At 61.8% G+C, this 15,177-nt stretch carries 12 protein-coding genes; 6 read left to right on the forward strand and 6 right to left on the reverse strand.

Features of this window, described 5'->3' with window-relative positions; all coding sequences use genetic code 11:
- Positions 1 to 78: 78 nt before the first annotated feature.
- The gene (locus ACMUVN_RS06790) at positions 79 to 1,551 is read right to left on the reverse strand and encodes an NAD(P)H-hydrate dehydratase (RefSeq protein WP_414814934.1); all 1,473 of its coding nucleotides are present in this window, start codon (positions 1,549 to 1,551) and stop codon (positions 79 to 81) included.
- 343 nt (positions 1,552 to 1,894) lie between these two features.
- On the opposite strand from ACMUVN_RS06790, the gene ACMUVN_RS06795 reads away from it, so the two are divergent.
- The 3 genes from ACMUVN_RS06795 to hspQ all read left to right on the forward strand — a co-directional run bounded on the left by ACMUVN_RS06795 (position 1,895) and on the right by hspQ (position 4,310).
- On the forward strand, positions 1,895 to 2,233 hold the full coding sequence (locus ACMUVN_RS06795) for a P-II family nitrogen regulator (RefSeq protein ID WP_003539626.1): 339 nt from the start codon (positions 1,895 to 1,897) through the stop codon (positions 2,231 to 2,233).
- A 78-nt stretch (positions 2,234 to 2,311) separates the two neighbouring features.
- Positions 2,312 to 3,721, forward strand: coding sequence for a type I glutamate--ammonia ligase (glnA, locus tag ACMUVN_RS06800; RefSeq protein ID WP_028756888.1), 1,410 nt, complete (start codon positions 2,312 to 2,314; stop codon positions 3,719 to 3,721).
- 259 nt (positions 3,722 to 3,980) lie between these two features.
- A complete protein-coding gene (gene hspQ / locus ACMUVN_RS06805) occupies positions 3,981 to 4,310 on the forward strand; it encodes a heat shock protein HspQ (protein ID WP_063475575.1) in 330 nt (109 codons plus the stop codon).
- 116 nt (positions 4,311 to 4,426) lie between these two features.
- Here hspQ and ACMUVN_RS06810 read toward each other — a convergent pair whose 3' ends face one another.
- Positions 4,427 to 5,086, reverse strand: a complete 660-nt coding sequence (locus ACMUVN_RS06810; protein ID WP_047615121.1) for an invasion associated locus B family protein — start codon at positions 5,084 to 5,086, stop codon at positions 4,427 to 4,429.
- A 288-nt stretch (positions 5,087 to 5,374) separates the two neighbouring features.
- Here ACMUVN_RS06810 and ACMUVN_RS06815 point away from each other — a divergent pair, with 288 nt between their 5' ends.
- Together ACMUVN_RS06815 and ACMUVN_RS06820 are read left to right on the forward strand one after the other, a co-directional pair.
- Positions 5,375 to 7,177: an extracellular solute-binding protein gene (locus ACMUVN_RS06815; protein WP_097623156.1), complete on the forward strand. Its 1,803-nt coding sequence runs from the start codon at positions 5,375 to 5,377 to the stop codon at positions 7,175 to 7,177.
- 64 nt (positions 7,178 to 7,241) lie between these two features.
- Entirely contained in the window at positions 7,242 to 7,913 is a 672-nt protein-coding gene (locus ACMUVN_RS06820) for a DsbA family oxidoreductase (RefSeq protein ID WP_063475573.1), read from the forward strand.
- A 35-nt stretch (positions 7,914 to 7,948) separates the two neighbouring features.
- On the opposite strand, the gene ACMUVN_RS06825 is transcribed toward ACMUVN_RS06820, so the two are convergent.
- From ACMUVN_RS06825 to ACMUVN_RS06835, 3 genes are read right to left on the reverse strand one after another with little or no spacing between them, the layout of a single operon-like run.
- Entirely contained in the window at positions 7,949 to 8,416 is a 468-nt protein-coding gene (locus ACMUVN_RS06825; RefSeq protein ID WP_047615425.1) for an OsmC family protein, read from the reverse strand.
- 16 nt (positions 8,417 to 8,432) lie between these two features.
- Positions 8,433 to 11,936, reverse strand: coding sequence for a transcription-repair coupling factor (mfd, locus tag ACMUVN_RS06830; RefSeq protein ID WP_063475572.1), 3,504 nt, complete (start codon positions 11,934 to 11,936; stop codon positions 8,433 to 8,435).
- A complete protein-coding gene (locus ACMUVN_RS06835; RefSeq protein WP_017960426.1) occupies positions 11,933 to 12,238 on the reverse strand; it encodes a succinate dehydrogenase assembly factor 2 in 306 nt (101 codons plus the stop codon). The genes mfd and ACMUVN_RS06835 overlap by 4 nt, the downstream gene beginning before the upstream one ends.
- Before the next feature lie 92 nt (positions 12,239 to 12,330).
- Here ACMUVN_RS06835 and recG point away from each other — a divergent pair, with 92 nt between their 5' ends.
- The gene (gene recG, locus ACMUVN_RS06840; protein WP_063475670.1) at positions 12,331 to 14,436 is read left to right on the forward strand and encodes an ATP-dependent DNA helicase RecG; all 2,106 of its coding nucleotides are present in this window, start codon (positions 12,331 to 12,333) and stop codon (positions 14,434 to 14,436) included.
- Positions 14,437 to 14,467: 31 nt separating this feature from the next.
- Here recG and ACMUVN_RS06845 read toward each other — a convergent pair whose 3' ends face one another.
- Positions 14,468 to 15,175, reverse strand: coding sequence for a DUF502 domain-containing protein (locus tag ACMUVN_RS06845; protein ID WP_063475571.1), 708 nt, complete (start codon positions 15,173 to 15,175; stop codon positions 14,468 to 14,470).
- Positions 15,176 to 15,177 lie beyond the last annotated feature (2 nt).

Below are 15,177 nucleotides of genomic sequence, written 5' to 3' on the forward strand. Positions count from 1 at the left end.
TGAGACTTGGCCCGGGGCTCAAAGCACCGGCGGCCCGAAGCTAACGCATCGCGGCCCGAAGCTGAAGCATCGTGCGGGCTAAAGCGGCAAGACGTGGGCGGCAAGCTCCTCCGCCGTCAACCCCTTGCCGGCGCGTTGGCCGGCCTCGCCATGCAGCCAGACGCCGGCCGCCGCGGCCTCGAAGGTCGGCAGGCCCTGGGCGAGCAATCCGCCGATGATGCCGGCGAGCACATCGCCGGAACCGGCGGTGGCAAGCCAGACCGGGGCATTGGTATTGATGAGCGCACGTCCATCCGGCGCGGCGATGACAGTATCGGCCCCCTTGTAAACGATCGCTGCATTGGCGCGGCGGGCAGCAGCGACAGCCTTGTCCACCTTGCCGAGCGCATCATCGCTGCCGATATCGGGAAAGAGCCGCGCGAATTCACCCTCGTGCGGCGTCAGCACCAGACGCGGCTCACCGCGGAAAAGATCAAACAATTGTTGCGGATCGTCCTTGAACGAGGAAATGCCGTCGGCATCGAGTACCAGATGGCGATCGGCAAGAGCGGAGACGAAGCCGCGCGCCCTGGCGCCGATGCCAAACCCGGGGCCGAGAACGAAAGTCTGCAGCCGCTTGTCGGTGAGCCAGCCGCCGAGGTCGACCTCGTCGTCGATGGCATGCAGCATGACGGCGGTGAGATGCGCCGCATTGGCGGAGATCGCCGCGCGGGGAGCGGCGATCGTGACCAGGCCGGCGCCGGCCTTCAGGCCCGCGGTCGCCGACATGCGCGCAGCACCCGTCTTGTCCGCCTCGCCCGAGAACACGACCAGATGACCGCGCTTGTATTTGTGGGTTTCCAGCTGCTCGGCCGGCAGCAGACCCTTCCAGGCATCGGGCGTGTTCTCGGCGATAAGACCGGCAGCCTCAGCGCGGATGATGCGGGCGGGAATGCCGATATCGAAAACCTCCAATTCATTACAAAGCTCCCGGCCCGGCATCAGCAGATGGCCGGGCTTACGCGTCATGAAGGTGACGGTGCTGCAGGCCTGGAAGGCAGCCCCCAGCACCTTGCCGGTGCGGCCATCGAGGCCGGAGGGCAGATCGATGGCGAGCACCGGACGACCGGCCGCGGTGACGCGTCCGATCAGCGCGCGCACTTCGACCGGGACCTCGCGGCCGAGCCCCGCCCCAAACAGACCGTCGATAACGACATCGCCGGTTTCGGGTTGGTAGATGCCGAGTTCCAGTCCCTTAAGCGCGCAGCCGGCTCGGGCACGGGCGGCATCGCCCTTCAGCTTCGCGGGATCACCCAGATGGAACAGCGCCACCGCCGCTCCGCTTTGCTGCAGATGTCGTGCCGCGACATAGGCGTCGCCGCCATTGTTGCCGGGACCGCAAAGCACGACGAAACGAAAAGCGTCGGGATGACGTCGCAGCGCGGCAGCTGCAACCGCGGCACCCGCCTTCTCCATCAGGCCGAAGGAATCGATGCCGGAGGCGGCAGCGGCGGCATCGACGGCAGCCATTTCGGCAGGCGTCAGGAGGAGCTGGGACAGATCTTTACTCATCACCCTATTCAATCGAAAAACGCCTAAAAAACAACCGCCTGAAACATCAAGGCGAAGGACGCATTTTAGGCATTTGCTTATATTTTAATCTTCCAGATTCGTGTATTCGCAGTTGCGAAAATACCTGGCTTTTTCGGTTTCGGATGTGTTTTTGATCAGAGACAATGTTTTTTCACCTGTTCCGTCACCAAAACGACATGAAATTCCCCGCAAACGCGGCTGTTTCGACAAAATCGACGCCTTTTTTCGATAAGATGGATTTCAAACTGGCACGATATCTGCATCATATCCGGCGAGCGGGAAAATTCCTGCCATAACGGGAGAAGCGGAGAGACATTTTCTCATGAAAAAGATCGAAGCGATCATTAAGCCTTTCAAGCTGGACGAAGTGAAGGAAGCCCTTCAGGAAGTCGGCCTGCAGGGTATCACAGTCACGGAAGCCAAGGGTTTCGGCCGTCAGAAGGGCCACACGGAACTCTACCGCGGAGCCGAATACGTCGTCGATTTCCTGCCGAAGGTAAAAGTCGAGGTCGTGCTGGCCGACGAGAACGCGGAGGCCGTCATCGACGCGATCCGCAAGGCGGCGCAGACCGGCCGCATCGGCGACGGAAAGATCTTCGTCTCCAACGTCGAAGAGGTTATCCGCATCCGTACCGGCGAGACCGGCATCGATGCCATCTGACCACTTTGCCAATTGCGCAAAGTCCGTTACCGTCACCGCCGACCTACACCGTCATCGCAAATCGGAGGAAACTAATTAATGGCGACCGCAAGCGAAATTCTGAAGCAGATCAAGGAAAACGACGTCAAGTTCGTCGATCTGCGTTTCACCGACCCGAAGGGCAAGCTGCAGCATGTGACGATGGACGTCGTCTGCGTCGATGAAGACATGTTCGCCGACGGCGTGATGTTCGACGGCTCCTCGATCGGCGGCTGGAAGGCCATCAACGAGTCCGACATGGTGCTGATGCCCGATACCGAGACGGTGCATATGGACCCGTTCTTCGCCCAGTCGACCATGGTCATCATGTGCGATATCCTCGATCCGGTTTCCGGCGAGGCCTATAACCGCGATCCGCGCGGCACCGCCAAGAAGGCTGAAGCCTACCTCAAGGCATCCGGCATCGGCGACACGATCTTCGTCGGCCCGGAAGCCGAGTTCTTCGTCTTCGACGACGTCAAGTACAAGGCCGATCCTTACAATACCGGCTTCAAGCTCGATTCGACGGAACTGCCGTCGAACGACGACACCGATTACGAAACCGGCAACCTCGGCCATCGCCCGCGCGTCAAGGGCGGCTATTTCCCGGTTCCCCCGGTCGACAGCGCCCAGGACATGCGTTCGGAAATGCTGACGGTGCTCTCCGAGATGGGCGTCGTCGTCGAAAAGCATCACCATGAAGTCGCTGCCGCCCAGCACGAACTCGGCATCAAGTTCGATACGCTGGTGCGCAACGCCGACAAGATGCAGATCTACAAATATGTCGTGCATCAGGTGGCCAATGCCTACGGCAAGACGGCGACCTTCATGCCGAAGCCGATCTTTGGCGACAACGGCTCGGGCATGCACGTGCACCAGTCGATCTGGAAGGGTGGCAAGCCGACCTTTGCCGGCGACGAATATGCAGGCCTCTCCGAGAGCTGCCTGTTCTATATCGGCGGCATCATCAAGCATGCCAAGGCGATCAATGCCTTCACCAATCCGTCGACGAACTCCTACAAGCGTCTCGTCCCGGGTTACGAAGCACCGGTGCTGCTCGCCTATTCGGCCCGCAACCGCTCGGCCTCCTGCCGCATTCCGTTCGGCTCCAACCCGAAGGCCAAGCGCGTCGAAGTCCGTTTCCCGGATCCGACCGCCAACCCCTACCTCGCCTTCGCCGCTATGCTGATGGCCGGCCTCGACGGCATCAAGAACAAGATCCATCCCGGCAAGGCCATGGACAAGGATCTCTACGACCTGCCGCCGAAGGAATTGAAGAAGATTCCGACTGTCTGCGGCTCACTGCGCGAAGCGCTCGAAAGCCTGGACAAGGACCGCAAGTTCCTGACAGCCGGCGGCGTTTTCGACGACGACCAGATCGATGCCTTCATCGAGCTGAAGATGGCCGAGGTGATGCGTTTCGAAATGACGCCGCATCCGGTCGAATACGACATGTACTATTCAGCCTGATCGGCTGCGAAGACCGAAAGTCCCGGTTCGCCGGGGCTTTCACCTCCCAGGTCATGGACGCCACCACAGCGCCGCGCGGCTTTGAGACGCGCAAAAGACGCTGTAGCACTTGGAGTGCTGCATAATTTTGTCCCTAAATCCTTTCCGATTTAAGGAATTATGCAGTAGGAGGATATGACGTTCATGTGACGAACTCGCGCACAAATCTTGATTTGCGCGACACCAATCACCAAATTCGGTGATGAAAGGAAGTCGTACCATGAAAGAAAGAGTAGCAAAGTTCAGCATTGGCGAAGTGGTTCGGCACAAGGTTTTTCCGTTTCGCGGCGTCATCTTCGACGTTGATCCGGAGTTCGCGAATACGGAGGAATGGTGGAATTCCATTCCGGCCGAGGTGCGCCCGAGCAGGGACCAACCCTTTTATCACCTGCTCGCCGAAAATGATGAAAGCGAATATGTCGCTTATGTCTCCGAGCAGAACCTGATGAATGACGAAAGCGGCGCGCCGCTTCGCAACCCACAGATCTACCAGATTTTCGATCAGGCCCCGTCAGGGCAGTTCAAACCCAAGATGAGCTTCGCCCACTAAATCAGGCTGACCGACCGCAGGAAACAAGGCCTCGCACACTCCCGGCGAGGCCTTTTTCGTGGCGCAACAAAAAACCCGGCGCGAGGCCGGGTTTCTGTTCAAAGATGATGGCAGGATTACTGCGCCTTGGCTGCCTTCTGGGCGTCTTCCAGCTTCTTGCGAGCTTCCTCGGCCTTCTTCTGCATGCTGTCCTGCAGGCTGCGCTGACTTTCAGCGAGCTTGGATTCCGAAACGGGTTCGCCGTCATAAGCGCCGGTGAAGCCTTCAAGCGAAATCTTGATCGGGTTCGGGGCGCGGCGGAAGTTGATCGAGGTGAAGATCACGTCGCTGCCCTTCTTGAGGCTGGCGATCATCGCGTCGGTCAGCGGGATTTCGGCGGTGCACTTATCCGGCAGGCAGACAGCGTAGTCGAGCTTCTGGCCCTTGCCGCCGTCGATCTGCATGATGATGCCCGGAGGAATCAGGCGTGCGGTGGGAACCGAAACCTGCAGGAGCTTGCGGTTGATCTTGCCGGAAACCGAGATCAGGCCGACGGCCGTGACGAGCTGGCCGCCATTGGCGAGGATCAGGTTCTGGACAACACAGATGTCGTTGTCTTCCTGCTTGCTGCAGGTCTTGTACCAGCCGAGCTTCGGCGCACCGGAGGCCTGCGCATCGGCAGGCGCCGGTGCGGCCGCATCCTGGGCAAAGGAGGAGACCGGAGCCGAAGCGGCGCCGAACATCACTGCCAGAACGGACAGTGCTGCCCGCATTTTCTTTTCAGACTTGAACATCATAACGAATTCCGTCTCCTGATATCCGTTCGGGGCAGCGTCTTTGCCGCCCCAACCATCGGGTCGTTCGGCACTCCACCTCTTAAAAAAATAAGGCAAATGCATGACCCCGAAACTTCGGGTTCACCTGTTACATCGCAGCGTTCAAGATATCCAGCATTTCTTTGGCAATTTGAGAGGCAATTTCGCAGCCACGTCAAAGAAAACGCCGCTGCGTGTTGGAATCACTCGACCCCATGATAATCTCCCGCGTGAATCATGCCCCGTTTTTCACGGATCAAGGATTGCCGAATGCTCCGGATTATCGTCCCCCTCGTCCTCTCGCTGCTGTGCGGCGCTGTCGCCGCCGAGCCGCTGCACGGCATCGCGATGCACGGTGAGCCGGCTTTGCCGGCGGACTACAAACACTTCCCTTACGTCAATCCCGACGTAAAAAAAGGCGGCAAGATCACCTATGGCGTCGTCGGCACCTTCGACAGCCTCAACCCCTTCATCCTGAAGAGCATGCGCACGACGGCGCGCGGCATGTGGGATCCGGAATATGGCAATCTCGTCTACGAATCGCTGATGCAGCGCTCCAGGGACGAGCCGTTCACGCTCTATGGGCTGCTTGCCGAGACAGTCGAATGGGACGACGACAGAAGCTTCATTCAGTTCAACCTCAATCCGAAGGCGAAATGGGCCGATGGCCAGCCGGTAACGCCCGAAGACGTGATGTTCACCTTCGAACTGATGCGCGACAAGGGCCGCGTGCCCTTCGCCAACCGCCTCAACGTCGTCGCCAAGATGGAGAAGGTCGGCGAACACAGCGTGCGCTTCACCTTCAACGACAAGGCCGATCGCGAAACGCCGCTGATCTTCGGTCTTTTCCCGGTGCTGCCGAAACATGCGATCGATCCTGAAACCTTCGACCGCTCGTCCTTGACGCCGCCGGTCGGCTCCGGTCCCTACAAGGTAAAGACGGTGAAGCCCGGCGAGAGCATCACCTATGAGCGCGATCCGAATTATTGGGGCAAGGACATTCCCGCCAAGGTCGGCACCGACAATTACGACCAGATCACCGTCCAGTATTTCCTGCAGGACACGACGCTGTTCGAGGCCTTCAAGAAGGGCGATGTCGACATCTATCCCGACGGCAATCCCGGCCATTGGGCCAATGCCTATAATTTCCCCGCCGTCACCTCGGGGGCCGTGGTCAAGGACACATTCACGCCGAAACTGCCGAGCGGCATGCTCGGCTTCGTGTTCAACACGCGCCGGCCGATCTTTGCCGATCTCAAGGTGCGCGAAGGCCTGTCGCTGGTGTTCGATTTCGAATGGGCGAACAAAAACCTCTATTCCGGCGCCTACAAGCGCACGCAGAGCTTCTGGCAGAATTCCGAACTGTCGAGTTTCGGGGTTCCCGCCAATGCAGCCGAGCTTGCCCTGCTCGGGCCGATCAAGGACAAAATCGCGCCGGAGATTCTCGACGGCGCCTACAAGCTGCCGGTGACCGACGGCTCCGGTCGCGACCGCAATGTGCTGAAGCAGGCCGTCGAACTGCTGAAACAGGGCGGATATACGATCCAGGGCGGCAAGATGCTCGATGCCTCCGGCCGCCAGCTCGCTTTCGAGATCATGACGCAGAATGCCGACCAGGAGAAGCTTGCCGTCGCCTATCAGCGTTCGCTGCAGACGATCGGCATCGCCGCTTCAATCCGCACCGTCGACGATTCGCAGTATCAGAGCCGGACGAACAGCTTCGACTACGATATGATCCTCAAGTCCTATACGTCTTCGTTGTCACCCGGAAATGAGCAGCTCGGCCGCTGGTCTTCAGCCGCCAAAACCCGCGAAGGCACCGACAGTTTCGCCGGTGTCGCCGACCCCGATATCGACACGCTGATCGACCATCTGCTTCGGGCGCGCTCGGCCGAGGATTTCACCGCGGCGGTGCGCTCCTACGACCGGCTGCTGCTTTCCGGCCACTATGTGCTGCCGCTCTACCACATCGACCAGCAATGGGTGGCGCGCAGCAAGCGCATCGGCCGTCCCGACAGCGTGCCGCTCTACGGCTATCAGCTGCCGGTATGGTGGGATACGAGCGTGCAGTAAGAATCAGCCGAACCGCCAGCCAAATGTCTCCCTTGGGAGACGCATGAGAATAAGGAAAATCATCATGGAGCGTATCACCATCGACGTCGTCTCGGATGTCGTCTGCCCTTGGTGCTATCTCGGCAAGGCGCGGCTGGAACTCGCCATCGCCGAGGTGCAGGACGAGATCGGCGTCGATATCAACTGGCGGCCGTACCGGCTCAACCCCGACTATCCCAAGGAAGGTGTCGACCAGAAGAAGGCGCTGGCTGAGAAGCTCGGCGGCGAGGAGCGCGTGGCGCAAGCGCACAAAATGCTCACCGATTACGGCCGCGACGTCGGCATCGCCTTCGATTTCGAGGCGATCAAGATCGGCCCCAACACGCTCGATGCGCATCGGCTGATCCATTGGGCGATGATCGAAGGCCGCGAGAAACAGGACAAGGTCGTTGGCGCGCTGTTCAAGGCGAATTTCGAGGAAGGCCGCAATGTCGGCGACCACGCCGTGTTGCTCGATATCGCCGAAAAGGCCGGCCTCGACCGCTCGGTCATCGCCTCGTTGCTCGCCTCCGACGCCGATCGCGACCTGATCGTCGCCGAGATCAAAGCGGCGCAGGAAATGGGCGTCAACGGCGTGCCGTTCTTCATTTTCGACCAGCAATATGCCGTCAGCGGCGCGCAGACGCCCGACGTGCTGGCCAATGCGTTGCGCGACATCGCCAAGGCGAAGGCCGAGGCGCGATCGGGGCTGAACTAACAGGCGGCAAAGCCCGACAACAGACTTGGCTTTGCTCAGCCCAGAATCGGAACGCAGCGCACCTCTGTTTTCACCGAATTGGCGATGAAACATTCGTCGTGGGCGCGATGATGCAGGGCTTCGAGTTCACTTAGGGAAGGCTGCTTTTCGCCGCTAAAGACGACATGCGGTTTCAACGTCACCACGGTCATGGCAAGACGGCCTTCGGCATTCTTCTCCATGATGCCCTCGGCGGCATCGGTGTAGCTGTCGACGCAAAAGCGCTGTTTGGCGGCGATCGACAGGAACCAGAGCATGTGGCAGCTGGAGAGCGAAGCGACGAAAGCCTCCTCCGGATCCACCGCGTCCTCGGCCGAATAGGGCAATGGGACGACATGCGAGGAAGAAGACGCCCTCACCTCAATGCCGCCGTCGAAGGTCCAGCAGTGGGCGCGGCTGTAGCGGTTGTCGGTGAAAGTCTCGCCGTTCCGCTGCCACACGATCGTCGCGCCATATGTCGCCATCTTCGTCTCCCTCTGCCTACTTCGCCATCTCGGCCAGTTGCGTCATGATCACCGCGGCGCCTTGCAGGCGTTTTTCCGGGGTCGGCAGGTCGCGGGTCAGGAACAGGCTGTGATCGGGGCGGATCTTCGCCATCGTGCCCTGCTTGCCGATATAACCGACGAGGTTTGCCGGATTGGGGAATTCCTTGTTGCGGAACTGCACGACGACGCCTTTCGGGCCGGCATCGAGCTTTTCGACATTGGCGGTACGGCAGAGCGACTTGATATAGACGATCTTCAAGAGATGCTGGACTTCGATCGGCATCGGGCCGAAGCGGTCGATCATCTCGGCGCCGAAGCCATCGATCTCCTTGAGCTCGGTGACTTCGCCGAGACGCCGGTAGAGCGCCATACGCAGATGCAGGTCCGGCACGTAATTTTCCGGGATCATCACCGTCGTGCCGACGGAGATCTGCGGCGACCAACCGGTGTCGTGGATCTCGTCGACGCCCTTGACCTCGGCGACCGCCTCTTCCAGCATCTGCTGATAGAGCTCGAAACCGACCTCCTTGATATGACCGGACTGCTCCTCGCCAAGCAGGTTGCCGGCGCCGCGGATGTCTAGGTCGTGGCTCGCCAGCTGGAAGCCGGCGCCGAGCGTATCCAGCGATTGCAGCACCTTGAGGCGGCGCTCGGCGGTTGCCGTCAGCACCTTATTGACCGGCAGGGTGAAGAGCGCAAAGGCGCGCACCTTCGAGCGGCCGACGCGGCCCCGCAGCTGATAGAGCTGGGCTAAGCCGAACATATCGGCGCGGTGAACGATCAGCGTGTTGGCTGTCGGCACGTCGAGGCCGGATTCGACGATGGTGGTCGACAACAGCACGTCGTAGCGGCCTTCATAGAAGGCGTTCATGATATCTTCGAGTTCGCCGGCCGGCATCTGGCCATGGGCGATCGCCACCTTCAGCTCCGGCACATCCGACTGCAGGAAGGCACTGATATCCTCGAGGTCGGCAAGCCTGGGGCAGACATAGAAGCTCTGGCCGCCGCGATAATGCTCGCGCATCAGCGTCTCTCGGATGACAAGACTGTCGAACGGCGAGATGAAGGTGCGCACCGCCATGCGGTCGACCGGGGGCGTGGTGATCAGCGACAATTCGCGCACGCCGGTCATGGCAAGCTGCAGCGTGCGCGGGATCGGGGTTGCAGACAGCGTCAGCACGTGCACGTCGCTCTTCAGCTCCTTCAGCCGCTCCTTGTGCTTGACGCCGAAATGCTGCTCTTCGTCGATGACGAGCAGGCCGAGATTGGCGAATTTGATGCCGGCGCCAAGCAGCGCATGGGTGCCGACGACGATATCGGTCTTGCCGTCCGCGACTTCCTTCTTGGTCAGCGCCAGCTCCTTGGCCCCGACGAGGCGCGAGGCCTGCTGGACACGCACCGGCAGGCCACGGAAACGTTCGGAAAAGGTCTTGAAGTGCTGGCGGGCGAGCAATGTCGTCGGCACGACGACGGCGACCTGGACGCCATTCATCGCTGCGACGAAGGCGGCGCGCAGCGCCACTTCGGTCTTGCCGAAGCCGACGTCGCCGCAGACGAGGCGGTCCATCGGCCGGCCGGCACCGAGATCGGAGCGCACCGCCTCGATGGCGTTATCCTGGTCCTCGGTCTCGTCATAGGGGAAGCGCGCGGCGAATTCGTCGTAGAGGCCGTCCGGCGTCGTCAGCATCGGCGCGTGGCGCGTCAGGCGCTCGGCGGCGATGCGGATCAGTGCATCGGCCATGTCGAGCAGGCGCTTCTTCAGCTTGGCCTTGCGCATCTGCCAAGCGCCGCCGCCGAGCTTGTCGAGCTGGGCGTCGGTGCCCTCGCCGCCGTAGCGCGAGAGCAGGTCGATGTTTTCGACCGGCAGGAAGAGCTTGGCCTCGTCGGCATATTGCAACTCGAGGCAGGCATGCGGCGCACCGGCCGCCTCGATGGTCCGCAGCCCGACGAAGCGGCCGATGCCGTGTTCGGCATGGACGACGATCGAGCCCTCATCGAGGCCCGCAACCTCGGAGATGAAATCGGCGGCGCGTTTGCGGCGTTTGGAGCGGCGCACCATGCGGTCGCCCAATATATCCTGCTCGCCGATGACGACGAGGTCGCCGGCCTCGAAGCCGGATTCGAGGCTGAGCACGGCCGCGGCCGCCTCGCCTCTCGCCAGCGAACCGACATCCTTCAGCGCCTCGACCGGCTTGACCTTTTCCAGGCCATGTTCGTTCAGCACCTGCAGCAGGCGTTCCAGCGAACCTTCGGTCCAGGCGGTGACCAGCACTTTCGCGCCGGCGGCACGCCGATCGGCAATATGCTTGACGACGACGTCGAAGATGTTGATGCGTTCGGCATCGCCGCCGCCCTCGGCGTTCGAACGGGCCCAACGCTGGCCCTGGCGGGCATCGACATTGACGACCCGCCTCGCCTCGCCCTCATGCTCGTTGAAGGGGCTGATGCGGATTGCGCCGAGCGCGTCGAGGGTTTTGACGAAAAGCTTGCTGTCGAGATAGAGCTGGCCCGGCGTCACCGGCTTGTAGGGCGTGCCCTGGTTCACCTGGCCCTTGGCCGGCTGGCCGGAATTCAGGCGGGCATCGTAATAGTCGAAAACGAGCTTGGAGCGCTCCTCCGCCGCCTCGCGCACCGTGTGGTCGATGACGATACGGAAGCCGCTGAGATAATCGAAGACGGTATCGAGCTTCTCGTAGAAGAGCGGCAGCCAATGCTCCATGCCGGGGTAACGGCGGCCTTCGGACACGGCGAGATAGAGCGCGTCGTCGCGGGTGGTGGCGCCGAAAGCCGAAAGGTAATTCTTGCGGAAGCGACTGATCGTATCCGGCGTCAGCGTCACCTCGCTCATCGGATTGAGATCGAGGGAGCGCACCTGCCCGATCGTGCGCTGGCTGGCCGGATCGAAGCTGCGGATCGATTCCAGCGTGTCGCCGAAGAAATCCAGGCGGACCGGCTCTTCCGAACCCGGCACGAAGACATCGAGAATGCCGCCCCGCACGGCATATTCGCCGACCTCGCGAACGGTCGCGACGCGTTCAAAGCCGTTGCGCTCCAGGCGGCCGGCGAGATCGTCCATGCGCAGCTGGTTGCCGGGACGGGCCGAAAAGCTGAGGCTCTCGATGACATCCTGCGGCGCCACCTTCTGCAGCATGGCATTGGCGGTGACGAGCACGATTGCGGCATGCGGCTTCTTGCGATGGACAATCAGGCCGCCAAGTGCGGCTAGCCGGCGGGCGGAGGTGTCGGCGCTCGGCGAGACGCGGTCATAGGGCAGACAGTCCCAGGCCGGCAGGGTGAGAACCGGAATATCGGGGGCGACGAAACCGAGCATCTGTTCGAGATCGGCCATGCGGTGGCCATCCGACATGACATAGGCGACCGGCTCTCCCGTTCGAGCGAGCTCGGCGAGCAGCAGCGTCTCCAGACCTGCCGGCACATTGCCGATCGTCAGCGGCTCGGCAATGGCCGCAAGCTTCTTCGCATCGAAACCAGGGATCATTCCGGCGTCCTAAGGGGCTTGTCGAAATCGGGCTTGTAGGCGGCGATGCGGGCAAACATCGGTGTCTGGAAACGCTCGGGCACCGGCCATGTTCCCATGATCCAGCGAACGAGATCATTGTCCTCTTCGGCCATGATCGTCTCGAACTCGTCGAGTTCGGCTTCCGACAGCGTGGCGACCTCGGCTTCGGCGAACTGGCCAAAAACCAGATCCATCTCGCGGATGCCGCGATGCCAGCAGCGGAAAAGGATCCTGCGGCGGCGCGGGTCGAGACCGGCACTCGTGAGCGTGACACCTGTCATGGCATTACCTTCCTGTTGATGCGCCTCTATAGACCCTGGAAAGCGGCTTGTCAGCCTTGCCAAGGCCGCATTGTTCATCGCATTTTGGCCGCATGCGCCCCGCCATTCTCGATCCTCTGTTTTCCCCCATTTCGGGCCTTCCGGGCGTCGGTCCGAAGATCGCCGAGCTGCTGGTGAAGCTGCTCGGGCGCGAGACGCTGGAGGATTGCCGGGTCATCGACCTCCTCTTCCACGCACCCTTTTCGCTGATCGACCGGCGCAACCAGCCGGGAATCGCGCGCGCGCCGCAGGGGGCGATCGTGACGATCACGGCGCGCGTCGACCGGCATCAGGTACCGCCGCGCGGCAAAAGCAATATCCCCTACCGCGTCTTCCTGCATGACGAAACCGGCGAGCTGACGCTGGTCTTCTTCCGCGGACAGGCGGCATGGCTGGAAAAGCAGCTGCCGATCGATGCCGAGGTGACGGTCAGCGGCAAGATCGACTGGTTCAACGGCCGCGCCTCGATGGTGCATCCCGATTATATCGTCAGGGCCGACGAGGCGGAGAGCCTGCCGCTGGTCGAGCCGATCTATCCGCTGACGGCGGGGCTCTCGCCGAAGACGCTGCGCAAGATCATCGACGCCGGCCTGCCGCGCTTTCCCGAGCTGCCGGAATGGATCGATCTCTCGCTGACACAGAAGCAGGGCCTGCCGTCGATCCGCGACAGCTTCCACATGCTGCACGAGCCGCGCGACCCCACCGATATCGACCCGCAGGCCCCTGCCCGGCGGCGACTTGCCTATGACGAGTTCCTCGCCGGCCAGCTGTCGCTGAGCCTGGTGCGGCAGAGGCTTCGCAAGGTGGCGGGCCAGCCGGTGCATGCGACAGGTGCCGTCAGCGGCAAGATCCTGAAAACCCTGCCCTTCTCGCTCACGACAAGCCAGAACGAGGCGATCGCCGAGGTTTTGAAGGACATGGCCGGCAACGAGCGCATGCTGCGACTGCTGCAGGGCGATGTCGGCTCCGGCAAGACGCTGGTGGCGCTGATGGCTATGGCGGCGGTGATCGAGAGCGGCGGCCAGGCCGTGCTGATGGCGCCGACCGAAATCCTGGCGCGGCAGCATCATGCGACGATCTCGAAATTCGCCGCCTCCGCCGGGCTTGGCATCGAGGTGCTGACCGGGCGCACCAAGGGACGCGAACGGGAGGAGATCCAGGAACGCATCGCCTCGGGTGCTGCACAGATCGTCATCGGCACACATGCGCTGTTCCAGGACAGCGTCACCTACGCCAATCTGATGCTTGCCGTCGTCGACGAACAACACCGTTTCGGCGTGCATCAGCGCCTGCGGCTGACGGCCAAGGGCATCTCGCCGCATATGCTTGTCATGACGGCGACACCGATCCCGCGCACGCTGGTGCTCGCCGCCTTCGGCGATATGGACGTCTCCAAGCTCACAGAGAAACCGGCCGGCCGCAAGCCGATCCAGACGATCACCGTGCCGATGGAACGAACAGGCGAGATCGTCGGACGGCTGCAAAGCGCGATCGCCGAGGGCAAGAAGGCCTATTGGATCTGCCCGCTGGTCGAGGAGTCCGAAGAGCTCGACCTGATGTCGGCGGAGGAACGGCATGCAACGCTCACCGCCGCACTCGGCCCCGATATCGGCCTCATCCATGGCCGGATGAGCGGACCGGAGAAGGACGCAGCGATGTTGGCGTTCAAAAACGGCGAGACCCGGCTGCTCGTCGCCACGACCGTCGTCGAGGTCGGCGTCGACGTGCCGGATGCGACGATCATGGTGATCGAACATGCCGAACGCTTCGGCCTGGCGCAATTGCATCAGCTGCGCGGCCGGGTCGGGCGCGGCGACGAGGCCTCGACCTGCATCCTGCTCTATAAGGGGCCGCTCGGCGAGACCGGTCATGCCAGGCTCTCGATCATGCGCGAGACGGAAGACGGTTTCCGCATCGCCGAGGAGGACCTGAAGCTGCGCGGCGAAGGCGAATTGCTCGGCACAAGACAATCCGGCACGCCGGGTTTCCGCATCGCCAGCCTCGAGGCGCATGCCGACCTGCTGGAGATCGCCCGCAAGGATGCCGCCTATCTGATCGAGCGCGATCCGGAGCTGACCGGTGAAAGAGGACAGGCGATCCGCACCCTGCTCTATCTTTTCCGCCGTGACGAGGCGATCCGGTTTTTGAGAGCGGGTTGAAACGGGACGCCGCAGCTTTGGACGACAGGCATTATTCCGCCTTGGAAACCGCCACCGGCTTCGGCCGCGGCAAATGCTTCTGCTTCGGATCGGCCGGCTTGTGTTCGGGCGCCACAAGCCCGCCTGAAATCAGGAACTTGGCGGCGTCTTCCGGCGACATATCGAGCATGACGATCTTCTCGCGCGGCACGAAGATGAGGAAGCCGGCCGTCGGCACCGGCGTCGGCGGCAGGAAGACGGCGACCATATCCTGGCCCATGGCATCGAACTTCGAAGCGATTTCGCCCTTGGCGTCGGTGGCGATGAAGATCAGCGCCCAGAGGCCTGGACCCGGATATTCGATGAGGCCGACCTTCTTGAAGGAGTTCGCCTGCTCCTTCAGCACGGTTTCGAAAATCTGCTTCACGCTTCTGTAGATTGTGCGCACCAGCGGCATGCGCTGGACGATCGATTCGCCGAAGCGGACGATACTCTGGCCAATCAGGTTCTTGCCGAGAAAGCCGACGACGGTGATCAGCACGACAGCGATCAGCAGGCCGAAACCGGGAATGGCGAAATTGAGATAACTTTCCGGATTCCAGCGCGCCGGAATATAGGGCCTGACCCAGCTGTCCGACCAGTGGATGAATGTCCAGGTCAGCCAGATAGTGATCGCGATCGGGGCGCAGATGATCAGCCCTGCGAGAAAATTATTCCTCAGCCGGGTCGCGACCGGCATTCTGGGGGTGTTGTCGGTCATCG

It is taken from the genome of Rhizobium sp. IY2, assembly GCF_047532935.1.
In the GTDB taxonomy this organism is placed as follows: domain Bacteria; phylum Pseudomonadota; class Alphaproteobacteria; order Rhizobiales; family Rhizobiaceae; genus Rhizobium; species Rhizobium anhuiense.